Consider the following 23,939-nt stretch of genomic DNA (forward strand, 5'->3'; position numbering starts at 1 on the left):
TTCATATAGCGAGAACACCGTGCTTGGGAAGCGATGTGCGATGAACACGGATCTGCTGATTGCGGCTGTGCAAGGTGCTGGGCGTTTCGGACGGCACTGCGGCGCTCGTGGCGTTGTCGCACACGGAGCGCGAGTTCGGCGTGGATCTGAGCGACTTTAAGCGGTTGGTGCGCGAGGATGATACCGAAGAGACGTTCTCCCCGACGGAGTTGGGCAAGCGGATGGTGCCACCCGTGTCGGCGAAGCAGGTCAATCGGATGTTGGCGGATGCGGGGCTGCAACAGTGGGATGAGGCGAGCCGGGAGTGGAGGCTGACGGATGCGGGGAAGCCGTACACAAAACTGCTACCTGTCGAGGTGTCTCATTCAGGGTGTGAGGAAGGAAGACCACCATCGAATGTAGAATCAATTTCCCTGTTGGAATTCAGGGCTTAGAATGGGTGAGTCAGGTGACGTTTTGGGAGCAATATGAGGCTTTAGAGCAACAAGCATCGTCTCCTCAGGAACGTGGCCGGTTATTTGAACGATTTTTGCTGGCGTTTTTGCGTGATGGGCATTATCCGGGAGCTCGATTCTTGTGGGTGAAAACATATCAGGACTGGATGATAGATACTTACCCAGGGTATTCACTGCAGGATGAAGGAATTGACTTAGTGGCCGAGGACACCGATCACAACCTCTGGGCCATTCAGTCCAAGGACCATCGCGCTCCTGTAGATTGGCGCGAGCTTTCCACATTTGTCGCGTCTGCGACGTCTCCGCGATTTTCGTTTGCGAAGCTCCTGGTGGTTGCAGTGGGGGGCGTCACGCGCACTGCAGAAGCACGCTGCCAGGAGCGCGGAATTGCCGTTTGGACGGGTGACGACTTTGAGCAAGCCGATGTCAATTGGGAACGCTTTACGTGGCGCGCTTCCGATAAGCTTGTTCGGCATGCACCAGCCGTTTTACGCCCGTATCAAGAGCGAGCCATCGAGGCGATTCTCTCGGGGTGGCAAGAAAATGACCGCGGAAAATGCATCATGCCCCCCGGAACTGGCAAAACGCTCGTCGCGTTACGAATAGTCGAGCGCGTTGCTTGTCTTGGTGACCTTGTACTCTTTTGCGCTCCTTCGATTGCGCTCGTGAACCAGACGATTCGAGCTTGGAAACGTGATACTACTCTTCCGCTGCGCTTTGTTGCGGTAACATCCGACCGGGGTGTCGGACGAAATGACGAAACAGGAGACATTTCGCTCGTTATCCCGCCGACGACGAACGCAGACATGCTCGCTCGCGCAGCAAAGCCTGTCTTAGATGCGATCACAGTTGTCGTGAGCACGTATCAGTCGCTACAGGTGGTTGCCGATGCGCAACAGCAAGGATTGCCGGTGTTTCATGTGGCAATCGCAGACGAAGCGCATCGTACAACGGGCGTTACGCGAGAAGAGCAGGATCCGTCGGGCTTTCTGATGTTCCACGATGATGGAAAAATCCAGGCCAAACGTCGGCTCTACTTGACGGCCACACCACGTATTTTCACCGAAACTCTGCGAAATAGGCTTTCTGGAGAAGGCGTACAAACCTATAGCATGGATGATGTTGAGGTCTTTGGCCCCGAGTTCTTCCGCTACAGTTTTCGTGATGGCGTCGAAGACGGCTATTTGGCTGACTATCGAATTCGAGTGGTCATCTTTAATGAGCAAAATGTTCAGCAACAATTTGTTGAATGGCTTCAAGAGTCGGATGCACCGTCAATCCCCCATCTTGTCCGAGTTCACGCGTTGTGGAAAACATTGCATGACACATCTGTGCAACCGCCGTTGCAACGTCTCATTGCGTTCGTTAACTCACGAGCGAGATCGCGAGAAATTGTTGAGACGTGGCATAAGTACGCCGACAAAATGAGTGATGAATATCGAACATTTGTCGCTCACATGGATGGAACCATGTCCATGCGCGAGCGGAGCAGGCTCCTTCGGTGCCTTGAAACCTTGTCTGATCCAGAGGGGAACCTCGTAGAACACGTGTTGATCACGAATGCCCGTGTACTCACGGAAGGTATCGACGTTCCTGATTTGGATGCTGTCGTATTTTTGGAACCGCGCAAAAGTCAGATTGATGTGATTCAGGCCATTGGTCGTGTGGTTCGCAAACCAGCAAATCGGCCTGACAAGATCGGGACGATTCTGGTGCCTGTGATTTTGGATGTCGATTCGAACGCAACCGTTACTGAGGAACAACTTGAAGAACTCATTTTGCCACAAGAAGAGGCTTTCCGTCCGCTGATTCAGATCATCAACGCACTGAGAGCGTTGGATGATGCGGCGGATGTGCGGATTCGGAAGTTGCTGCAATCGCATGAAAGCAACGATTCAGGTGAGTCTGGCGGGGAAGAAATTCAACTTCATTTGGATCTTGAAATGCCTGAAGAACTGCAAGCACAGGTTCGACGCGCCATTACAACAAAACTCGTGGAACCCGTTCAGGATCGCTCGTATTTCGCGGCATTCCAGGACATTATTCATCAGGTTGCGCAACGTTTACGTACGCAACTGGATACTGTGTTGCGGTCATTTGAATTTGATATGTTCGCGGAAGCCCAGGCGGCTTTCCGAGATTATGTCGAAGCGTTAAAAGAGGTGCTTCATCCGAATCTCCCTGAAGAGGATGCAAAAGACTTCTTGGTGCAACATTGGATTCTGGCGCCAGTGTTTTCGTCATTGTTCCCTGGTGATGATCTAATCGAAGCACCGGTTGCGAAGGCGTTTGATCGAATCACCCAGGCGTTTGAGGCGTTCTTGGAACGTGAACGTGCAAGCCTTGAGGATTTTTATCGTCGAATTCGCCGCCGTGCAGAAGGCATTACGACGCATGCTCAGCGTCAAGAGTTGTTACGGCAGTTATTCGAGACACTGTTCCAGTCGGTCTTTCCACGCGCGGCCGATCGCTTGGGCATCGTGTATACACCCGTCGAGCTTGTCGATTTCTTGTTGAACAGCGTCGACGTTGTCCTTCAGAAGCATTTTGGCAAGACGATGGCGTCGTCTGGAGTGACGATTATTGATCCATTCGCAGGCACTGGGACGTTTCCAGTGCGCATGTTGAATCGCTGGGATAAGGACACAATCCAGCGTAAATTGGCAGAACGCGAGTTTTGGGCAAATGACGTCCAGTTGTTCGCATACTACTTGCTGATGACCAACCTGCGCTGGACGATTCGCGAGCAAACTGGAGAAGATCCGGGATGGAATCTACCGGTGTTGTGGGTCGATTCGTTCCAGCTTCAAGAGGAACACGGCAAATGGCATACAGAGTTCTTTTCTGATGATTATACTGAGCTGATGCGTGCGCAACGCGATGCAGCGATTACGGTGGTGGTGGGAAATCCGCCGTGGAGAGCGACGCAGCGTCGTGAAAATGAAGCCAATCAAAATCTGCGTTACGAACGATTGGATCAGCGGATTTCTCAGACATATGCTGCGAGTTCTACAGCGCAAAATCGAAACAGCTTGTACGACTCATACATTCGTGCTTTTCGTTGGGCTTCCGATCGGCTAGGCGCTCAAGGTGTCATTGCGTTTGTGACCAACGCAGGTTGGATCGACGGCAATGCTATGGACGGAGTGAGAAAAACTCTTGTTGAGGAGTTTACATCGATTTATGTGATCAATCTTCGAGGAAACGTGCGCGGTGCGATTCGGGCGCACGATCGAGAAGGGGCACGACAAGAAGGGGAAAGTGTCTTCCCAATTCAGGCCGGCGCAGCGCTGGTAGTGTTGGTGAAAGATCCAGCGCATACAGGTTCCGCAGAAGTTTTTTATCATGATATCGGCAACTATCTCAGCCGCGAGGATAAATTGGCGAAAATCCAAGAATTTCATGATGTGCAAGGCGTACCGTGGACTCGAATTGTGCCCAATGCGGCAGGGGATTGGATTAACCAGCGTAGCGATATCTTTGCGTCCTTTTTGCCTCTTGGAGGCGATCGTTCATCACGGGATGTGAAGATATTCGATATTCATTCAGCAGGAGTACAGACAAATCGAGATGCATGGGTTTACAATTTTTCCCGAGAAGCGGTTGCGCGAAACATGCAAGCGATGATTGCAACCTACGAGTCTCAATTGGGAAAACCTGAATCGGAACAAGACAACGATCCGCGAGCCATTAGTTGGAGTTCAAGTCTGAGACGGCACGCTGTAAACGGACGACGAAGTCCTTTTGCTTCTGAAAAGATCCGGCCAGCATTGTATCGGCCGTTTGCAAAGCGGTGGTTGTATTTTGATCCAGTGTTTAACCATCGTGTATATCAACAACCGCGCCTCTTCCCAAGTCCGGATGCAGAGAATCGGGTGATTGTGGTACAAGGGGTTGGGGGGAGTCGCACGTTTGCCTGTTTCATTACGGATATGCTTCCGGATGTGCAAATGATGTCAAATGGGCAATGCTTTCCCTTATACATTTACGAAGTTTCGTCGTTAGCGCAGAATGACTTGTTTGCCAACGAAGAAAGTGTGCTTTCTCGGCGAGAGGGTATCACAGATGCCGCGCTTACTCAGTTTCAACAGCACTACAGTGATCTGAACATCACCAAAGATGATGTATTCTACTACGTCTATGGCGTTCTTCACGCCCCAGACTATCGCGAACGTTTCGCTGCGGATTTGAGGCGGGAGTTGCCGAGAATCCCGTTTGCGCCGGACTTTTGGGCATTTAGTGGAGCGGGTCGCGAGCTTGCAGAGTTGCACATCCACTATGAGGTGGAGCCATATCCGTTGGAAGAAGTTGTCGCAAGAAACGCACCGGATGATCCGTGGGAGAAATACAGAGTAGAGCGTATGAGATTCAACGAAGATCGCGCGTCTGTTGTTGTGAACGAATGGATCACCCTTCGGGGTATACCGCAAGAGGCATTCCAGTATCAAGTGAACGGGCGATCTCCGATTGAGTGGGTCGTGGATCAATACCGCATTCAACAGGATCGAGCGAGTGGCATCATCAACGATCCCAATGCCTGGGCCCGTGAGACCGCCCAAAATCCGCGGTACATTGTGGACTTGGTGAAACGCGCTGTGCGTGTAGCTGCGGACACAGTCAAGATAGTGGAGCAGTTGCCTTCGGCTTTGGGGTCATAACGCGGATTCTGCCCTCCACACCCCTCGGACAAGAACGTCGCAACGACGAAGTACGCGATTTGCTGGAAACTGGCTGTGTTGCAGCAACTCAAACACTGAGACGCGCCGGGAGAACCGGCGCTTTCGTGTTTGGATGTACATGACAAGGAGGGATGTCAAATGGATACGCTTGGCAAAATCTTTTCGTCGGAGAACAAGGGTCTCGAACGGGCTACATTGGGCGAGGTGTACGAGCAAGCGGAGAAACTCTGCGCCAACGACCTATCCGTGGACGATATCGCACGGGACAAGCAATGGACCGACTGCCGGATTGAAAAGTCAGGTGACAAATATCGGATCATCGGCCATCGCGAATATTGGGACGGCCGAATCAGCCGAACTCCGTCAGTGATTGAGGAAGGCACTGCGGATACGCTCGTCCCTGGCATGGTGGATATTGCGCGGACATGGCAGGCAGCGTGGCGATACCATCCAGACCTTGCTCCTGCACCGTGCTTCACGGAAGTGGACGAGTTTGCGCCCATCCGAAGCGCGAGATCGTCGCATTCGGAAGGTAAGGCGCCCGCTGGTTCCTCAAGCGCCGATATGTGCACTGGACGGCGCAGACGTCGCGCGTCGTGCTCAATCCGGTGCCAGACGTCAACCGCGCCGGTGTCCACCTGTCGCTGTTCGTGCGGCGGGAAGACGCACGGTGTTCGGGCGGGAAGGAAGCCTTGAAGGAACTCATGCGCTCTGCACTCTGTCTACCAGGCATCAGGCTGGATCTGACGATGTAACACGATGGAAGCATAGGCCCAACCGTCGCTTTCGTTTTGCCCTGCACCCCGCTTCCCGGTGAAGCCAAACATCCTTCACCGGGAGGGAACCGAGATGAGCAACTGCCTACGTTGTTCCAGAAAGTTATTGGCGGTGCTGAGTATCCGGCGTGGCGTCGGGCCGGTGTGCGCGAAGAACCTGCGCCGCGACGCCGGGCTGGAGCCGAGGATTCCAAGGGGCTGGAGCGCGCTGACCGACGAACGGGTGCAAAGGTTCCTGCGCCGACCGTTGGTTCGCACCGATGTCCCGGACGAGCACGCGCCGTTGATGACGACGCAGGGTGCGATGCTGCACCTGGCGCCTTCGATCCGGCCGTTGGAGGAGTATTCAGTCGAGGAGCTGCATGAGGCAGCACAGAGGGTTCCGAGGCACCAGTACACCGCGTTTGTTGACGAGCCGTACCGCGGCCCAAACAAGGAACTGTACATGCGGGCACGGGCGCTGGGCTTGAGCGAAGCGGGCGCCGCTCGGTGGGCGGATCGGGGCGCGCCGCTGGAAGGGGCGGTCGAGGCGGACGAGGCGCCGCTTCAGGACGAGCTATACGACGCAACGGCCCTGGATCAAGGAACCGCGGAGCAGGCGTTCGTCACGCGCAGCCGGGACGAGCGGGTACGGCAGGCGTATGAGCGGATGAACCGACTGCTCGACGAATTGTACGACTCGGACAAGTTCCGGGAGTACCTGCGATTCGTCGCTTCGATGCCGAGGTACAGCTTCCACAACCAACTGCTCATTTTCAGCCAGCGCCCGAACGCGACACTGGTGGCCGGGTACAAGAAGTGGACCGAGATGGGCAGGCATGTCATGCGAGGCGAGAAGGGGATCAAAATCTTCGCGCCGTTGTTCAAGAACGTCGAGGAGACGGACGAGAACGGCGAAACAGTGGTGGTGCGGCGCCTGTCCGGGTTCAAGCTCGTGACAGTGTTCGATGTTTCCCAAACAGAGGGGAATCCGTTGCCGACGCTGGACGTGAACATGAACATTGAGGGCAACCGGCACCAGGCACTGTATGACCGCCTTGCGCGGGTAGTGAGCCGCACGATTCCGATTGAGCACCTGCCCGCCGAGCGGATGGATGGAGCGCGCGGGTGGTACGACCCGGATGCCGGGAAGATCGCGTTGAGCCAAGGCAACACGCCAAACCAGAACGCGAAAACACTCATCCACGAGTATGCGCACGCGCTTCTGCACACGTCCGACGCCGGGCGACGATTGCCCCGCCAGCAAAAGGAGGTCGAGGCCGAGGCGGTGGCGTTTATCGTATGCGAAGCGTTCGGGTTCGACACGTCGGACCAAAGCGTCGGGTATGTGGCTGGCTGGAGCGGTGGGAACAAGCGGCTGTTCCGCGAGAGCATGGAGCGGATCACGCGGACGGCGCGTCAGATCATCGAGGAGATCGAACGCGAGTCCGAGGCCGAGGCAGAGAGGGCGCGGAGTTTGAGCGCGTGACGGCAGCGGGTTGCGCAATTCCGCGAATGGCCGAATCCTAGGTTGGTGGGCTGTGCTATCATTACGCGGTGAGGGAGGGGACGGTTCATGAGAATGCGTCGCTGGGTATTGATGACAGCCGCCTGTCTGTTCCTTGTTCAGCCCACGATTGCTGACGCGGCCACCTATCGAGGCGGAAGCACCTACTCGTCTAGAGTGTCGAGTTCTTCCACGTTCAGTGGCGGTTCCGCGTATCACTCCAGTTATACTGCTCCGTCGTTAAGTGCTGGCACTGTATCGGGAAGCCGGGGTGCAGCCGGGGCGACGGCGGGGTCCGGTTCCTCGTACCGTTCCGGGTACACCGCCCCGTCTTCGAGCGTTGGCACGACAACCGGTTCGAGTTCCACGTATCATTCCGGCTACAAGGCGCCGTCGCCAAACGTCAGGACGCCAACCTCCGGGTACTCGTCGGGCACGGTGCAGAGGCCGTCGCTGTCGGCCGGGCACGTAGCGGCATTCGGAGCGGGGATGTTGCTTGGCAGCATGCTGCACCCGTTCGGATGGGGATGGTCTGCACCATACGCCGCAGCTCCGGTGTACGCGTCCGGGGGAATCGGAGCGACACCTGCTGGGATGGCAGCGGCTGCTCCGGGGTGGTCATGGGTTGGCACGATTCTTGACTTGGTTTTGTTGGCCGCCGTGGTGCTGGCCATCGTGGCACTGGTACGGCGTCGTCGAAAGAAGAGAGCGGGCGTGTTCGCCACAGTGTCGCCGGGGGCGGCGGGTGACTCGGGGGCTGGTATGGCGATGTACTTGGATGAACAGGCGATGGTCGATGCCTGCTGCGAATACGTCGCGCGGAGGGAAGGCTGTCCACCACAGCAAGTCGAGGTTGACCTGCAGTTCGACAATGGCCGGTTTGCGGCGGATGCGAGAATCGGCGGATGGCGGCACAGGCAGTTGAGTCAGCAGGACATGGTGGACGCCGTGGCGGAGTTTGTTGCGGAACGTGAGGGCGTGTCGCCGCACCGGGTGCGGGTGGACTTGCAGTTTTCTGAACAAAACGGGGTCACCGCGGATGCCGTGGTGGTGTAGGGGAAGTCAGTAAAGAGTTCAGGGCGCCGTGAGAGACGGCGCTTTTGTTTTGCCGTGCAAGCCTCTTAAAGGTGAGACTTAGACGGGAGGCGGTGTGTCTGTGCTGTTTCACATTTCGTTGCCGTTATTGAATGCCCTTTTAGCGGTTATCATCGGTGGTCTTTGTATGGGAGACGAACCGCGATGAAAGGGGTTGACGGTACTTTTCTTTCCGTTCGTTGTTCATTTGACCATTGTCATTTTGAATTACGATGTTTGCAGATTTGATTACGATATTCGCCGTTATATTTTTGGGCTCGTTTTCGGTTGCACCCGCTATCCATGCAACGAGAAGAATGAGAGCGAAGATTGGGTACGGGTAAACGAGCAGTTTGGGATAAGTTGCCACATGTGCTACGGGAATGGAGAGCAGAATTTGAAAGGCGTACAGGTTCCACCACCAGAGGGAGCTTCGCAGAAACCAACCCAGGCTAACCCTGGTGCTTCTGGACCAATTCTGTTCAGCACGTTCCTGCCACGATGGGATGAGTACCATCAGAATACGCCAAATTAGCCAAAGAGACGTCATAATGGTTGCTAATTTATTCCATGCTGAAATCAAAGCTACCGCAATGGATATCCAAGTGGTCAAGGATGAGATATGGACCACGGATATGAGACTTATTTGGAACGGTTTTAGTATGGCAGGGTCGTAGTGATAGGCGAACCAGGTCAAGAATGCGAACGGAAACAACGCGTCTTCTTTCTTCACCAAATTCCCGACGAGTTGTGATGTCCTTTCCATCAAAAGCTTCTCCCAGGTGGTGGTAATCAACTATGTCATTAGAGCCGTTGGATTTCGTAAATTTCTTTACATTCGTCTACCTTTTGATGACCCTTGGCAAAATACTGTCGAAGAAAAAGAAGAATTGGAGTCTGTATATGCAAAAATGGCTTATTCCCATGTCGATAGATTATCAAAAGGGTGTGGAACCAGCAATGAACATGCGCATTCGTCTGCGCGAAGCACGCGAACGAGCCGGACTAACTCAGAGCGAATTGGCAAGATTGAGCGGAGTGTCGCAGAGCCATATCAGCGAGATTGAGACTAATCGGACGGCGCCCACGGTGTTTGTGGCGAAAAAGCTGGCGCGAGTGTTAGGGGTTTCCGTTGATGATTTGATTGAGGAAGAGCCAAATGAGATGACGGAGCTTTTGCGGGAGGTTGAAGAAAAATTCAAGGAGAAGTGGATTCAACAGGGTAAGCGGGAAGTGGCGGAGCGGATGTTTAGCCAGGGGGCTTCTGTGGCCGACGTGGTGGAGTTGACGGGGCTGTCCGAGGAAGAGGCGGAGGAGATGAAGAGGGTCAATCAACGTTGAGGGTCGCTGCCGATGCGGTGACTGACAGAACAGAGTTCAGGGCGCCGTGAGAGACGGCGCTTTTGTTTTGCCCTGCAAGCCTCCGACGAATGAAGAAACATTGCTCACAGGAGGCTGAAGTCGCGTGAATGCGGACGTGTTGTTGGAAGTCCGGGAGCTGCGGGACCATTTGGCGGACAGGGTGGACGTGTTGAACAAGGTCAAGGCGTTGTCGCTGCTACCTGATGGTGTGAATGCGACGGTCGAGATGGTGGCAGGCTATTACGAGGTTGGTATCGAAGCTATCAAGTCCGTAATCAAGGACCACCGCGATGAGCTTGCTGAAGATGGCTTGAATGTATTGAGCGGCGCAGAATTACAAGAGTTTGTCAGGTCTTTTGGGGACCCGGCAAATCTTGGACTGTCTTCGAAGGTTCGGTCACTAACTTTGATTCCCCGACGTGCCATCCTCCGAGTTGGCATGCTGCTGAGAGATAGTGACGTGGCCAAGACGGTTCGCACGTATCTGCTCAACGTCGAAGAGGAAACTCGGGCGTCTGCGCCGCAGGTTGTGGCCCGAGCCGTCAACCGCATTTCGTGGCGGAACATTGTCACAGCGGTCAATCAGAAGAAACGCCTCTGCAAACTGTTGGGCGTGTCGGACGGGACGGCGGCGCTCGTCGCGTTGTCGCACACAGAGCACGAGTTCGGGGTTGATTTGAGCGAGTTCAAGCGTCTGGTGCGCGAAGACGATACGGAGGAGACGTGTTCGCTTACGGAACTTGGACGGAGGATGAATCCGCCGATGTCCGGCAAGAAGATGAACCGGCTCTTGTCGGAGGCGGGTTTGCAGCGCTGGGTTGAGGCCGATAGGGAATGGACGCTAACCGACGCGGGCAAGCGGTACGCGAAGTTGATGCCGGTGGAAATTTTCCACCCGGATCGCCGGGTTTCGACGACGAAGTATGTGATTCGGTGGAAGGCGTCGGTCTTGGAAGCGTTGAGGGTGCGGGTTTGACGACATGCGTGGCCGCCCACTGACATGGTGAGCGGCCTTTTGTTTGCCATGCAACCTTGGCCGTGCTGCTAATTGAGCGGGACGGTTTTTGTTTTGCCATGCAGTGCGCGGTTGTGTGGGACGGATCCTTTCGCGCAAGGGGGTAATGTTTCTTGTTGGTCGAGATCGACAAAATCGTCGTTGAAGGCCGCATCCGCAAAGACTTTGGCGATTTGCAGGAGCTGGCGGATGATATTCGGGAGAACGGACTAATCAATCCGCCGGTAGTCACGCCCGAGCTTCGACTTATCGCAGGGGAAAGGCGGTTGCGGGCCTGCAAACTCCTCGGCTACGAGCAGATCGAAGTCCGGGTCATGACGGTCAAGGACTATGAACACCAGCTTCGGCTGGAGATCTCCGAGAACGAGAATCGAAAGGAGTTCACTTTCTCGGAGCGGGTTGAGTGGGCGCGGAGGTTGGAGCAGGTCGAGGCGTTGAAGGCGAAAGAACGGCAACGCTCAGGGGTTCAGGAAAAATTACCTGAAGGGTTGTCCGGACAAACCCGAGACATTGTTGCCGGGCAGGCTGGTTTCGGTAGCGGTCGCACATATGAGAAGGCAAAGTTTATCGCCGATCATGCGGACGCCGAAACCATCCGCAAGTTGGACGAAGGCGAGATCAGCATCCACCGAGCTTACGAGGAGACCAAACGTAAGCTGGCGGAAGCCGAACGCCGCATCGCCGAAGCGGAGCGTCAGCGGGAGGAACTGGCGAGGGCGGTGGAGGCCGCAAGGTCGCGGGAGCGGGAATTACTGAGCGAGATGGAGCAACGGGAGCAAGAGTGGCTTGATGAGCTTGAACAGGCCCGAAATGAGCGGCAAGTTGTGGTAGAGGAGAAAATTGTTCCGCCGGACGATTACGAATCGTTGAAGGCGCGTGTGCAAGAACAGGACAGGCAAATTGCCGAACTTTCCCGCGCGGCGATTGAACAAGGGCTTCGGGACAAGGTTCGGTATGTTGTAGCGGATCTTCACCAAACGGTTGTGTCGCATCGGGCGAAGATGCAAGCCCGTTTGGCGGAGCAGGAGCCAGACGGCTGGGCGCCTGACCCTGGAACTGCCGCCGTCATCAGGAACTGTATCGAAGCGCTGGAGGAGACGATTCGCGAGTTGGAAGCGCTGTTGGTAATAGAGAAGAATCGGGGCGCGGAGGTGACGGTCGATGGAGAATTCGCTGTCCTTGCTTGATCCGGTTGCCTTTGCTCAAGCAGAGATCCAACGCCGGGTAGAATGGGAACTGGATGTCGCACACGAGATTTTCCTGGCCCGGCGCTGCGTGCGGATTCACTACACCGATCTAATGGACAGTGTGCCAGAGGGGACGGCGAGCAAATCCATGCTGCTTGCCTGGCTGCGCGATTATCCAAACCGCTCTGGTGTGCTCACGCTGTATATGCAGGCGCACCCTGATCACTTTTCAGAAGGAGTTTGGCACGCAAGATACTTCGTTCCGTTCATCCGGTATGCCGCCGGTAAGCTCACGGAGCCGACGTTTGTCAAAAGCCGTGCGAAGGCCGAGTGCTTTGCGAGGTCGTTCGCGGACCCCGGATGGCGGAACAAGGCTGCGGCGGTCATGGGACTGCGGCTGCTGGAAGCCATGTATTCTCGCGGGGCGCTGCGCAGTCGGGAAGCGCAACACCTGCTGTCCGTCAACGCGCAGAACCGGGAACTCCTGGAGAAAATGAGTGCGGCAATCAGGCGGATCGGAAAGGGTTTGGAGCATGAGCCGATGGAAGAGATCCAACAGCTGGTGGAGGAGCACTTCAAGCGGCAGTGGGAGCAGGCAATTCGTTATCCGGTATACGAAGAAGAGTTGCGGGTGTACGAGCGGTACGAAGCGGCGATTCAGCGGGCGCTTCAGGAAGGGTTGTTCTGCTTGCACGGGATGATAGAGGGGGCACAAGGAGTGCACTGATGTGGGCGTGTTGGGGAACGAGGCATGGACGGAATAAACAGCGGCGTGGTAGAATAACACTGAATATGGCAGGAGGGTTAACCCCTCCTGCGGTTCGAGCGACGGCCCCCACGTCTCTGGCGGGGACGGGGGCCATCGTGTTTTACGTGCCGGATCTCGTGCAATACAGCAGCAAGCCCGAACAACGCAAAACCGATGACATGCCAGACGCTCAACCTGATCACCCCCTTTCGACAAAGGGGGTGGCAGAGAGAGGTTTGCCCCTCCCACACAAAGCCTATCATAGATTTCATCTTTTCTCAATAAATGGTTGATTCTCTCTGCGAGACAGACGGCTGTCCACAAGAATGTGTGGGCGGCCTTTTTCGTTTTGCCATGCTGTCGCCATAATGATGACGAAAGTGTGCTTAGAGGTTTTGGGTAAACAAAGGATATTTACATACAAATGGAATAGTAGTATACTGTAGCCAGGAAATGCGAGAGCAACTAGACGGTCGGACGTTTGCCATACAACACGGCTATGTACAGGAGGGTGATGAAGCATGAAGACCAAACTCGGAACGCTTCTGGCGGGAAGCGCCGCAATCCTCGCAACGACTTCTTTCGTTCCGCAGGCGCTGGCGGCGAGCCAGCAATCGAAAGCGCAGTACGCGACGAACATCATCTACAACGGCGTGGTCGAGTCCTCGCCAAAGCACACTGTTGCCCCGGATCCGTGGGGTGGAACTTCGACAAGCTGGCTGCCAGTGTGGTACGTGTACACCGCACTCACGCAGGCGGGAATCAAGACTACGTGGGACGGCGTGAGCGGTGTGCTGTCGATGACCGCGCCGGATGGCATGAGCGTTGACCTGTCGAATCTGCCGACGAGCGGCAAGGTGACGCCGCAGACGATGGCGGTACAGATCAACGGCAAGACGGTATTGTACGCGCCGCGGATCACGGCCACCGATCCTGCGAGCGGCCAGCCGACGACGTATGTGCCGATCTACTACCTGGAGCTGGCCGCCAAGCGGCTCGGAATCACGCCGGGGTGGGACGGCACGAACTGGACGATGACCGTTGGCAACCCGCCCGCCGTCACGCAACAGGACATGGCGAATGAGATGTGGGCGACGTTCAATGCCACGTCTAACTGGGACATTGTGAAGTACGCCTCGATGCAGGACGCGGGAGTCACGCCGACCACCGACCCGGTGACAGCGGGCGATATTGCGAACTGGCTGGCGAAGTGGGCGGCGGCGTCGAAGGGCGTCACGTATGCGGGGCAGTTCCATCCGTATGATTTGCAGTACGAGGCGTCGAGTGACCCGTTCACGTGGGCGCAGATCAACGGTCTGTATGACGGAACCGCTGTGTCCAGCGCGAGCGACCAAATCACCACGGATGAGGCGGACAAGATCATCGACAACCTGAAGTGGTGGCTGAACGGGTACAAGGTGAGCAACGGGGTGTACACGTTGCATGTGCCGTTCTATAGCGAGTATCTGGCGTGGTATGGCGTGGTTCACAACAACTCGGTCCCGGAGGCGAAGTATCAGGACGGGTTGGCGCAGGCCACGAAGTGGTTCGACCAGGTTCAGGTATGGGGAAATTCGGACTGGTCGAAAATCTACGTCAAGCTGCCGGATACCAATGGCACGAATGTGACGTTGGGGGTGGCGGCTAAGAACTTCCTTTACGGCAATGCGGCTGGTTTGTATCCGCCGGGGCCGGATCACGGCGGGACGACGCTCACCATCTCGAACACCAATGGCAACTATGGTTTCATGGTGAGCGCTTTGACAATGAATGAGACGCCGCTCGGTGGGATTGGATTCACCGTCACATACAAAAACAGCAACGGCGTTCCGAACTTTGCTCAACCTCGTGACGATGGGGCTGGGCAGGACGATAGTGGAAGTATCGGGTCATGATTCACGCCTCTCACGCCTCCTGCAACCGGCAGGGGGCTTCTTCTTTGCCCTGCAAGTCGTCTCGTGGTGGAGGTGATGTCAATTGCTTGACAGGAAACGACGGCTTGCTGCCTTTTCCGCGCTGACTACCGCGCTGTTGGCGGAATTGGTGGCGACGCCAGCATACGCGGACAGCCTTGGGAAGTTTTATTATGACTCCTCCGGGGGCTATTATGCTATAGGGGGGGGAGATGATTTTAGGCTGAATCCTCCACCGCCTCCCGGATGGCCTAACTTCTTCGGGGCCGTCAAGATTGCTTTCGCTCAAGCGAACGGGCGCAACATCCTCCAGATTGACACCCAGAACTCACCTGCCAACAACGGCTACTTGGCGATTTATCAGGGGGATGTATCGTCGTGGGTGAGTGCCCTGCAGGGCAATCTAGACTTTGTACAGCCCCAAGCACAGAGCCAACAATTCACTATAACAGATAGTGACACTGGAAACCTGACCCACCTCGTCCCCTTCGCCACGGTGGCCAACGAATCGGGAGCCACAGTCTCCGACTCCGGGTTCACTGCGAATGGCGGAACGTACACAGATCCAAGCACAGGGAAGACTTACCCGACGTACAACCACATCTTCACGGTGAACCCGAGCGCACCGCCCACGGCGAACAGCATTTCGGCGACCGTCACCGGCAACACCGTCACCCTGCATTTCAACACCACTGTGCCGCTGTGGTACCAATTGGCCACGCACCACTTCGACCAGATCACCATCCGGGATTCAAACGGCCAGGTGGTGTGGCAACCAAACGGGACATCTAACGCTGGCGTCCCGAATGTTCAGGTGGAGAGCGGGAGTCAGTATTCCAATCGCGTGGATGACATCACGCCGTCAGTGACGTTCCCGAATGGGACTTACACGGTCACCGCCTCCGTCTGGGACGGTGTTGACCGCCAGAGCAATACGGTGACAACCACGTTCACCGTGGGCAGCGGCGGTACGAGCGGTGGCGGTGGATCCGGCGGCGGTGGTGGCAGCGCAGGTAGGGACAGCATTGTCCTGACTGCAAATCCGACGAACCTGCCTGTCGGACAATCCTCAACGCTGACCGCCACAACCGGCGGGTTGTCCAACGGCCACGCGTGGGGGATTGAAATCGTCGATCAGGGCAGCGACCGAACCATCGGCGGTTCCAACCAAGCCTGGTCGGACATGAACGTGATGTCGTTCAATACCACGGCCACTTCGCAAAGTCCGCTGACCGACACGTATGTCGCGTACCTGATCGACACCGTGACGTGGCAGCAGATCGCCTCCAACACCGTGACCGTTACCTGGTCCAATTCCGGCGGAGGCTCGGGTGGCGGTTCAGGCGGTGGTACGGGCGGTGGCGGTGGATCCGGTGGCGGCGGATCTGGCCAATGTCCGGCGCCATACGATTCGGACGTGCACTGGGTGAGCCTCGGTAATGGAGACGAAGAATTGGTTTGGACCCGCCATGACCCGTACCCCATCTACCAGAATCAACAGCGATGCACGACGGACGCCAATGGAAACCAGCAGTGCACCATTGTCCGAGTGTTCGTCGGATGTGGGGACAACACCACGCAGAAGACACAAGTGTACCGGCACTCGGTTACGAACGGCCAGATCTCCGGGTTGTCCTACGACCCAGGCACGCCGACCAACATGTGGATGCCGGTTCCGTCTTGGCAGTGGGACCCGGCGCAGTGCCCAGGTCTTTTCTGTGACCTGTTCCAACGTCATGGTTGGACCGGGTGGGAAGTGGGCGGTCCCAACGCCAACCAGATTTCGAGCGATATTTGGGTGAATGGCCAACTGTTCCACACCTACGGCCCGCCGATTGGCCAGCAGACACCGACGGTGTGGGTGCGCGTTGATGGCGGGTTTGGTTTCAGGTACGTCTGGACGGGTTCTCCGCACGCCATTCCAACGAGCGGCACGGTGACGTTCACGATGACGAATCCGGACGGTGGCAGCATCACGTGGACGAAGCCGCTGATTCTCAATACGGAGACTCTGCAGACGCAGGGGACGGGTCTTCTGGGCCTGGACGAGCCGCCGCCGCCAGCGTCGGAGGTGTTCAGTTGCTGGACGGACATCCCGAAGGGCGTGTACAAGAACGGCCAGCCGGAGGAGGCGGCGTGGAGCCTGAGCAACGATCCCGCGACAGCGTTCGCGCAGGGCGCGCACATCTCGTTCACCGTCACGGTGAACACCCCGGCGGGTGAGTTCACTGTGAGTGCGCCTAACGTGGCGAGCACGTTGGGTGTACCCGCATACTGGTTCACTCGGCTGGTGGACGACAGTCTGCTGCAGCAGGCGCAGGCGCCCCAATCGTACAGACCGCTCGGGATGATTTACGGCGACCCGTCGGTCGGACTGCCGCCGGGCAACAGTTTGAGGCTCGGATATTGAAGTACGGCCGCTCCGCGGAGATGCGGAGCGGTTTTATTTTTGCCTTCTTGTCATGCAAGACGCGGATGAATGAGCGGGGAATCCGTAGGAACCTTGGAGGAGGAGATTCGGATGGAACGCTTGATTCCGTTCGAATACAAGGAGAAGACAGTTCGGGTTGTGATGGTGGACGGTGAGCCGCGGTTTGTGGCGAAGGACGTGTGCGAGGTGTTGGAAATCAGCAAGTATCGCGACGCGGTTGCGAAATTGGACGACGATGAAAGGATGTCCATTACTGTGGACACCCCTGGCGGCCCGCAGAAGATGACAGCGGTGAATGAACCTGGACTGTACAAGTTGATCTTCACCAGTCACAAATCCGAGGCGAAATCGTTTCAACGCTGGGTAACTCACGAGGTGCTTCCGTCCATTCGCAAGACGGGGCGGTACGAGGTTCCTGGCCGCAAAGTGGGCAACGACCAGACCGAGCAACTCAAGGTTCGGCGGATCGCCATCATGGAGATGAACGCGAAGACACGGCAGGCAAAGCTGTTGTTTGACACGGCACGGCAGTTCCGAGACCGTTTGTCGGATAAGGCCATCGAGAGTGTGCTGGCGGTCGGCGCGAAGTTGTTGACGGGGTTGGAGCTTATCCCGCTCCCCGTAACGGAGAGAATGTACACGGCTGCGGACATCGCGGAGGAGGCGGGTGTCAGCGCAAACATGGTTGGCCGGATTGCGAACCGGCATAGTTTAAAGACGTCGGAATACGGGCAGTACGTCTTGGACAAATCTCCGCACAGCGCCAAACAAGTTTCAGCGTTCCGGTACAACGAGCGGGGAAGGGAAAAGCTGCTCGGAATCCTGAGACGGAAGTTGGCTCAGGAGGAGGAAGAATGGCCGCTCTGCCATTGACGGGGCGGCCTTTCATACATGGATAAACTGTATTTTGTACGTATACCGCCAAAGTGTCGTAGAGTGCATTCAAAAGTGAGCCCGCTGGAAGCGATACGACCATTCGAACTGAATCTCCTGTCGGTTGAGCCAGGTGAGCTTGTCGCGCGTTTCGCCATCAAAACGATGACGGAGCGCGCGGTTTTTGTTTTGTGGCCGGATTTGCCCTGCACCCCTCCCGTGAGTGAAGGGCATGAGCGGATGAGTAGAATGTTTAGCCCCGATTTCGGAGAAAAAAGAGGTGACTCCGTTGGGCACTGAACTCTTCACCGCGCCCAATCCGCCGTTTCCCGGCTGGCAGAACCCGGCGCCCAACGTCTACACGTTCACGCTTCCGGCGCAGGGCTGGTGGAACACGCTGTTTGGCGGCGGGGCGATGAAAGAATTGGCCAACTTTATCGCCAACCTCGTCATGCAGGCCCTGGCCTGGGTCATGCACCTGGCCATTCTGCTCGCCGCCCAGTTCAGCGACCCGACCTGGGTGGTTGGCCCCGTGGCGGACAAGATTGGCTCCATTTTTCACCTGGGATACGAGAACATCTTCCTGCGTTTGATGCCGTTCCTTGTGCTGGCGACGGCGCTGTATGTCGTCTGGCAGTTCCTTCGCGCGAACCACGCCAAGATTCTCACCGCCGTGGTCAGCACGGCCTTGACCGGGGCGCTCATCTACGTTTTCTTTTTCAATTTCGCTCCGACGTTCAAGACTGTGAACAACCTCGCGCAGGCAGTGACCGTGCAGCTTGGAACGGCGGTGGAATCGACGGGAGGAGTGCAAGCGGGCACGCTGTACGACGCGTTGTGGGACGTGTACGTGCTGGAACCGTGGGAGGCAGCACAGTTCGGGCACGCTTCGCAAAACCTGAGTGATTTTGACGTATCGTCCTCGGCGGTGGGCCAGACGTACACCGACGACCAAGGTCAGCAGCAGACCATCGGCGCGGGCGACAACTGGGTCAAACTCTTCATGACCAACACGACCGACAAGGCGAGACAGAGCCTGTTGGGAGTCATGACCAGTGTCCCGCAGCCGTTTGCCCGTTCCAGTTGGACGAGTCAGGATGTGCAGAACGCGAACCCGTACGACAATATCGTGTTCTTGCTCGTGATGTTGCTGCTCTCCATACCCTGCCTTGCGTTCCTAGGGATGATGGCATTTCTGCTCTTTTCACTCGCGTTCATGTTCTTGCTCATGGTGTTCCTGGGCATTGTGACGGTGCCGGTGGCGTTTGTGCCCGAGGTCGGGTGGTTCGTGACGCTGCGCTGGCTGCGGGAGGCGGCCGGGTATCTTCTGCTGCGTCTCGCGAATGTGGTGTACATGGCGGCGACGTTTGCGTTGGCGCAGATCGTGGTCGGCGCGGTGGCGGTCACTGGGGACGAGTCGTCGCTGGTGCTGGCCGCTTTGACGAACGCGCTGATGTTTTTGGCGGCGCTGTTGTTTCGCGAGAAGGTATTCCATGCGTACATCAGGCCGCACGTTGAGTCGGTGCAAGGGATTGAACGCAAGGGCGAGAACGAGGCCCGTTCAGAAAGACAGGGCGACGATGGGGGTGAACGGCGTTCAGCAGGCGAAGAGCGCGGAGGAGGCCGCACCGGTACGCTGTCGAGTAGGTTTGGTACGGAGCGAAGGCGTGCGTCGGAAAGCGGTGCGGTGGGCGTCGCGGCAGCGGCGACGGGTGCCGTTGGCACTGGTGCGGCGTCAACAACGGGCGCTGGTACAGCACGGCAGAAGCTGGCGTCGGCATTTTCTGTGGTTGTGGACAAGGCGCGTAATCCGAGTCGTGCGTCGACCTGGCAGGAGCGGGCGCGAAGTCGTGCAGACCGTATGATCGCGCTGGAGCGTACGGTACACGGGAGGACGTTGGACGCGTTGGCTCACGGCGGGAAGCTGGCCGTGAGAGCCGGGCGGTCGCTTTACGGCCCGGCGTCTTCGCCCGTCGAGTTGAGCGATTGGCCGCCTGACCAGGGAGGTTCAACGCCTTTTGAAGCCCAGGAATCCACAGGCTCGGGTGCGGCAGACGGACAGGACCAAGAGCCGCGTCAAGAGGCAACAGCGCCTCGCGCGCGGGGAGAGGCGCGCCAGAGACGTTCGGCAGTCGAGGACGACGAAGGCCAGAGATTGTCCGAGGCGTTCGAGACGGCGCCTGTGACACCTGCAGACATCAACGAGGAGCGGGCACCATATGACGTCTCGCCTGATACGCACCGTGAAGCGGACGCTGGGACCGGGCAGGGTGTCGGAAGCACAGAGGTACATGGGAGCGAAGGTGTATCTGGCGCTGACGAACAAACCCGTGAGACGAGTAACCAGACTGAGCAACGTGCGGAATCCTGGGCGCCGGGTCAACTAACCGGGCGGCGTCCGTTGCAGCCGGAGCGGACGATGCGCGGCGGTGTCTTGGTGCCGAACCGGCCAGACGCTGAGCTTGAGGATCACCGTCTGGCAGAGGGCTTTTCGATATCGCAACCGATTTCGGATACGACAAGGGGCGTGGACCTGCCTGAGCCGGTTCGCGATGAAACGACTTCATCAGATCGGCAGGAATCCGGCGCAGCGCTGCAGGTGAGCGGCGGCGGGTCCGCAAGCAACTGTGTTGGCAGCGCGCAACGACGCAACAGTACGTTGCAGACCCAGGTGAGCTACGGCCGCGAGGAGACGGAGTGGCGTGAGCAGGAATTGCACGGCTCGGAGGCTGAGACGGCGAGACTCGGGGATGGGCTTGGGGTGCCGGGGGCTCCCAGTATGGAGAACTCGAACTGAGCCGAGGTCCGCAGTCAGTCGATAAACAGTGTTGGGGCCGAGTGCAACGGGGGTGTTGGATGGCACAGAAAACTCAACACCGCAGAAGACGGAGACATCTCGTTTTCAGCGGGAGCAGGGGAGCCAATCATCGGAAATCCCGGATCGCCTGACGCCTCGTTCGCGGCAGAGACAACAGCCATCCACGTTGCCGCCAGATCCGCGCGGGCTGCGAGGACCGAGAGGACCGAGACTGAGGCCGTGATTTGCCATGCGCCTCTCCCTCCTGTGGAAGGAGGGGTTTCGTTTGTGATCCACACCACGCACGCGGCCTTCGGCGCCGCCCTCATGGAAACCATCCTCGTCGCCGAGCACGCCCCGGTCACGTGGCAGGCCGCGGCCGCCATTGCCGCAGCCTTCACCGTGGCGCCGTTTCCCGACATCGACCAACCCGAATCCTGGGTTTCACGACACATTCCGTTCGGATCTGTCGTGTCCATGTTCATCCGCCACCGCACGTTGACCCACTCATTGGCGGTCACGGTGGCCTTGTACTTGGTGTTGTTTGATATGGGCTTTCACGTGCCGACATGGCTGGCGACGGGTATTGTGGTGGGGTGGACGAGCCACTGGCTTATCGATCTACTCAACCCGATGGGTGTTCAACTGTTCTACCCGCTTCCCATATGGGTGAAGCCGCCCATACCGTGGCTGGCTATCGGTGTGGAAAGCGCCGGAGAAGCGGTTCTGCGAATGTTGATTCAGGTGTACGCCGCCGTGTTGGGGGCCAGTTACGGGTTCTTGCACATGCCGCAAGGGGTGCAGGAAGCGGGCGGGCCGTTGTTGCCATACGCGTCACGAGTGGTTGAGGCGGTCTCTTGGCCTTGGTTGGCGGATGCCTGCAGGTGGCTGCACTTGGTTGTCTGAGGACACAGAAGGGAGAGAGGTATATGGGTGCGAATGCGGCTGACATTACCAGCAATCCGGCGTGGACGTTGGTCCAGCCCATCTTCGATTTGCTGGCGGTGGGGATCCTTGTCTGGATGACGGTCCTCATAGTCCGCAAGTACTTCAAAGGCGAGCACCACAACATCATCGTCCAGGTGCTGTTCGGGATGATCGCCCTGATTTTCCTCATCGACCCCACCGTGTTCTTCGGGGTGCTGAACTGGCTGATTGGCAAACTACCGCACGCGTAACGGCCGGGCCGCTCTGCAGGGGCGGCTCTTCCTTTGGAGAGGGGGAGGGTTGCGGTGCCGCGCAGCTACCAAAAGCTGTTTAAGCAAAAGGTGGTGATCACCAATCTCAACCGCCGAAGTCTCGGATTTCGACTGTTTGCGGACGATCTCATCACGTTCTTCCTGGCAGCGTTCATCCTCATGCTGCTTGACTCATACACACCGCTGATTCTCGTCAACTTCGTCATGAACCGCTGGTTGTTCATCGCCGGTGGCGCGTTCCTGTTCACGTGGGCCGCACGAAAGCTCGACCCGGACGGCAAGCCGTTGGTGCGCTATCTGTTCGGGGCGGTGGCGTATCCGTTTCGCAGTCATGTCAGCGACGGATGGACGAAAAAAGCCCGGCGGTTGGTGTGGCGCAAGGGCAGGGTGACGCGGCGGAATGACGTGGCGAAGGTGGTGTGGACGCGCGGGGATTTGCCGCTGCCGGTGAAAGTGTACGGAGAGCACTGGAGCTTTGAGAGTGGCACACACTTGGATGTCCGCCTGCGGCGTGGCAGGGCGGTGCTGACGAAAGTTGGCCGGTTCCGCAGGCCTGGGCGGCACCGGATGTCGGGATTGAGACCGGGGCGGTACGAGGTTGAGGGACGCCGGTTGTTGCGCCGGGATGACTGAGTCCTGGCGCTCTTATTTTGCCCTGCAAGCCGCGTTGGAGTGGAAACCAGTGTACAGGAGGTGCGCGTGAAAGATGCGCAGGGTTGTCCGAAGAGGAGCGGTTTTGGCTGTGGCTGGAGGGTTGCTTGTGGCAGGATGCGCAGGGGCGGCACCCAACAACTCAGCGACGCCGGGCAACGCAGTGGCAAACAGCACGGCGCAGGCGGCGCCGATCAATACGCTGCCGTCTGGCGTCGAGCAGCATTTGTCCTCGTATTCCAGCCGGATTCAAAAGGTGGACAAGCTCCCGGTGCAGGTTCCGTCGTCTGTCGACCGGGTGCTGGTGATCAGTTCTGTGACGGGGTACGCGATTTCACAGTTCCAGGAGATTTGGCCGAAGTTAAACCCCAAGCCCGCAGTGGTCTGGGTCGGGATGCCGGAGGCGCAGACGAAAGAGATGTGGTCGAAGCTGGGTTATCACGTCGATCCACTCCCAAGTCCGGTAACGCTGTACGACACAGTGTCAGTGCCAGTCCCAGCGGCATACCGGAAGGTATCGGGCGGCTGGGAAGAGGTTCCGGGGGTCCTCAAGAACAGCGAAGTCAATCAATGGCTGAATTTCTTCTCCCAGGGCGGTGCCGATCAGCGATGAGACAAACGGAAGGTGTGCAGATGCGCAAGGGAAAGTGGATTGGTGCGGCACTTGGCGTCGTCGTGGCGCTGTTGGCCGGGGGTAGTATTGGATATGCGATTGGACATCATGCCGGCGCCTCGCGCGCCTCCTCGACCATCCCTGAACATGCGATTGCCAGTTCCGCGTCTTCACAGCCAGTGGCGGCACCGACATGGAAAGGGCTTGCGCAGGCCGCCCCGAATTTAGAATCGGCCTTACGTGACGCCCCGTTGCTGGCGGCAAACGGCGCAGTCGTGCCGTTTCCGGTGGACAAGCCCGTATTGGTGTTCGCGCCGTGGTGCGGTCATTGTCACGAAACGATTCGGCTGTTGCAACAAGAAGGGCTGTTGGACAGGGTCAAACTGGTGGCCGCCGGACTCGCTTACGGAGGCAACGGGGAGCCCGGATCGCAAGGAACAATCACGCTTGATAAGGCCAAGCAGACGGTGCAGGAGTCTTTTGACCGTCTCGGCGTACACATGTCGGCAGACAGCGTGTTGTACGCCCTGCCTGGCATGGCGGTTGACAAGGTGATTACTGGGTATCCGGAGATTTTGGTCCCCCACGGCGGGCACTGGTACGTGCAGCCGGGGTTCGTGGCGGACACGAAGTTCTGGCACAACTTGCTCGACGCCTGAGAAACGGTATTTGTCATGCAC

General features: G+C 57.5%; 18 protein-coding genes. 17 read left to right on the forward strand and 1 reads right to left on the reverse strand.

What is annotated here, in order from left to right:
• Positions 1 to 59: 59 nt before the first annotated feature.
• The 4 genes from N687_RS0118770 (at position 60) to N687_RS24130 (ending at position 8,452) form a co-directional block, all read left to right on the forward strand.
• Positions 60 to 434, forward strand: coding sequence for a hypothetical protein (locus N687_RS0118770; RefSeq protein ID WP_029423328.1), 375 nt, complete (start codon positions 60 to 62; stop codon positions 432 to 434).
• A gap of 5 nt (positions 435 to 439) precedes the next feature.
• The gene (locus N687_RS0118775; RefSeq protein WP_156040221.1) at positions 440 to 5,113 is read left to right on the forward strand and encodes a type ISP restriction/modification enzyme; all 4,674 of its coding nucleotides are present in this window, start codon (positions 440 to 442) and stop codon (positions 5,111 to 5,113) included.
• An 834-nt stretch (positions 5,114 to 5,947) separates the two neighbouring features.
• On the forward strand, positions 5,948 to 7,378 hold the full coding sequence (locus tag N687_RS0118785; protein WP_269320506.1) for an ArdC-like ssDNA-binding domain-containing protein: 1,431 nt from the start codon (positions 5,948 to 5,950) through the stop codon (positions 7,376 to 7,378).
• Positions 7,379 to 7,465: 87 nt separating this feature from the next.
• On the forward strand, positions 7,466 to 8,452 hold the full coding sequence (locus N687_RS24130; protein ID WP_156040222.1) for a DUF2653 family protein: 987 nt from the start codon (positions 7,466 to 7,468) through the stop codon (positions 8,450 to 8,452).
• A gap of 139 nt (positions 8,453 to 8,591) precedes the next feature.
• Here N687_RS24130 and N687_RS0118800 read toward each other — a convergent pair whose 3' ends face one another.
• On the reverse strand, positions 8,592 to 9,236 hold the full coding sequence (locus N687_RS0118800) for a hypothetical protein (RefSeq protein ID WP_035462500.1): 645 nt from the start codon (positions 9,234 to 9,236) through the stop codon (positions 8,592 to 8,594).
• A 32-nt stretch (positions 9,237 to 9,268) separates the two neighbouring features.
• Between N687_RS0118800 and N687_RS24530 the strand changes: the two genes are divergently transcribed.
• From N687_RS24530 to N687_RS0118890, 13 genes are all read left to right on the forward strand, one after another.
• Positions 9,269 to 9,811 carry a helix-turn-helix domain-containing protein gene (locus N687_RS24530; protein WP_197029333.1) on the forward strand — a complete coding sequence of 181 codons (543 nt, stop codon included), beginning with the start codon at positions 9,269 to 9,271 and terminating at the stop codon, positions 9,809 to 9,811.
• A 124-nt stretch (positions 9,812 to 9,935) separates the two neighbouring features.
• The gene (locus tag N687_RS22585) at positions 9,936 to 10,808 is read left to right on the forward strand and encodes a hypothetical protein (protein ID WP_051663459.1); all 873 of its coding nucleotides are present in this window, start codon (positions 9,936 to 9,938) and stop codon (positions 10,806 to 10,808) included.
• Positions 10,809 to 10,960: 152 nt separating this feature from the next.
• The gene (locus N687_RS22590; protein WP_051663460.1) at positions 10,961 to 12,034 is read left to right on the forward strand and encodes a ParB N-terminal domain-containing protein; all 1,074 of its coding nucleotides are present in this window, start codon (positions 10,961 to 10,963) and stop codon (positions 12,032 to 12,034) included.
• The gene (locus N687_RS0118825; protein WP_029423336.1) at positions 12,009 to 12,761 is read left to right on the forward strand and encodes a hypothetical protein; all 753 of its coding nucleotides are present in this window, start codon (positions 12,009 to 12,011) and stop codon (positions 12,759 to 12,761) included. Before N687_RS22590 ends, N687_RS0118825 begins: the two co-directional genes overlap by 26 nt.
• A gap of 542 nt (positions 12,762 to 13,303) precedes the next feature.
• A complete protein-coding gene (locus N687_RS0118830; protein WP_029423337.1) occupies positions 13,304 to 14,677 on the forward strand; it encodes a hypothetical protein in 1,374 nt (457 codons plus the stop codon).
• 82 nt (positions 14,678 to 14,759) lie between these two features.
• The gene (locus N687_RS24535; protein ID WP_197029334.1) at positions 14,760 to 17,105 is read left to right on the forward strand and encodes a hypothetical protein; all 2,346 of its coding nucleotides are present in this window, start codon (positions 14,760 to 14,762) and stop codon (positions 17,103 to 17,105) included.
• A gap of 111 nt (positions 17,106 to 17,216) precedes the next feature.
• The gene (locus N687_RS0118860; RefSeq protein ID WP_035462505.1) at positions 17,217 to 17,999 is read left to right on the forward strand and encodes a Bro-N domain-containing protein; all 783 of its coding nucleotides are present in this window, start codon (positions 17,217 to 17,219) and stop codon (positions 17,997 to 17,999) included.
• 289 nt (positions 18,000 to 18,288) lie between these two features.
• Positions 18,289 to 20,796 carry a hypothetical protein gene (locus N687_RS0118865; protein ID WP_029423340.1) on the forward strand — a complete coding sequence of 836 codons (2,508 nt, stop codon included), beginning with the start codon at positions 18,289 to 18,291 and terminating at the stop codon, positions 20,794 to 20,796.
• Between the two features lie 288 nt (positions 20,797 to 21,084).
• Positions 21,085 to 21,702: a metal-dependent hydrolase gene (locus tag N687_RS0118870; RefSeq protein WP_029423341.1), complete on the forward strand. Its 618-nt coding sequence runs from the start codon at positions 21,085 to 21,087 to the stop codon at positions 21,700 to 21,702.
• A gap of 23 nt (positions 21,703 to 21,725) precedes the next feature.
• Positions 21,726 to 21,974, forward strand: coding sequence for a hypothetical protein (locus N687_RS0118875; protein ID WP_029423342.1), 249 nt, complete (start codon positions 21,726 to 21,728; stop codon positions 21,972 to 21,974).
• A gap of 54 nt (positions 21,975 to 22,028) precedes the next feature.
• Positions 22,029 to 22,628 (forward strand): conjugal transfer protein, encoded by a 600-nt coding sequence (locus tag N687_RS0118880; protein ID WP_029423343.1) that lies wholly within the window; start codon positions 22,029 to 22,031, stop codon positions 22,626 to 22,628.
• A gap of 127 nt (positions 22,629 to 22,755) precedes the next feature.
• Positions 22,756 to 23,259 carry a hypothetical protein gene (locus N687_RS0118885; protein ID WP_051663462.1) on the forward strand — a complete coding sequence of 168 codons (504 nt, stop codon included), beginning with the start codon at positions 22,756 to 22,758 and terminating at the stop codon, positions 23,257 to 23,259.
• A gap of 20 nt (positions 23,260 to 23,279) precedes the next feature.
• The gene (locus tag N687_RS0118890; RefSeq protein WP_029423345.1) at positions 23,280 to 23,918 is read left to right on the forward strand and encodes a TlpA family protein disulfide reductase; all 639 of its coding nucleotides are present in this window, start codon (positions 23,280 to 23,282) and stop codon (positions 23,916 to 23,918) included.
• Positions 23,919 to 23,939 lie beyond the last annotated feature (21 nt).

The organism is Alicyclobacillus macrosporangiidus CPP55, from assembly GCF_000702485.1.
Taxonomy (GTDB): Bacteria; Bacillota; Bacilli; order Alicyclobacillales; family Alicyclobacillaceae; genus Alicyclobacillus_H; species Alicyclobacillus_H macrosporangiidus_B.

Coding starts and splice junctions, on each gene's coding strand:
- N687_RS24130 (WP_156040222.1), top strand. CDS start 7,466: ATGAGAATGCGTCGCTGGGTATTGATGACAGCCGCCTGTCTGTTCCTT.
- N687_RS0118800 (WP_035462500.1), bottom strand. CDS start 9,236: ATGGAAAGGACATCACAACTCGTCGGGAATTTGGTGAAGAAAGAAGAC.
- N687_RS24530 (WP_197029333.1), top strand. CDS start 9,269: ATGTCATTAGAGCCGTTGGATTTCGTAAATTTCTTTACATTCGTCTAC.
- N687_RS0118825 (WP_029423336.1), top strand. CDS start 12,009: ATGGAGAATTCGCTGTCCTTGCTTGATCCGGTTGCCTTTGCTCAAGCA.
- N687_RS0118830 (WP_029423337.1), top strand. CDS start 13,304: ATGAAGACCAAACTCGGAACGCTTCTGGCGGGAAGCGCCGCAATCCTC.
- N687_RS0118860 (WP_035462505.1), top strand. CDS start 17,217: ATGGAACGCTTGATTCCGTTCGAATACAAGGAGAAGACAGTTCGGGTT.
- N687_RS0118875 (WP_029423342.1), top strand. CDS start 21,726: ATGGGTGCGAATGCGGCTGACATTACCAGCAATCCGGCGTGGACGTTG.
- N687_RS0118890 (WP_029423345.1), top strand. CDS start 23,280: ATGCGCAAGGGAAAGTGGATTGGTGCGGCACTTGGCGTCGTCGTGGCG.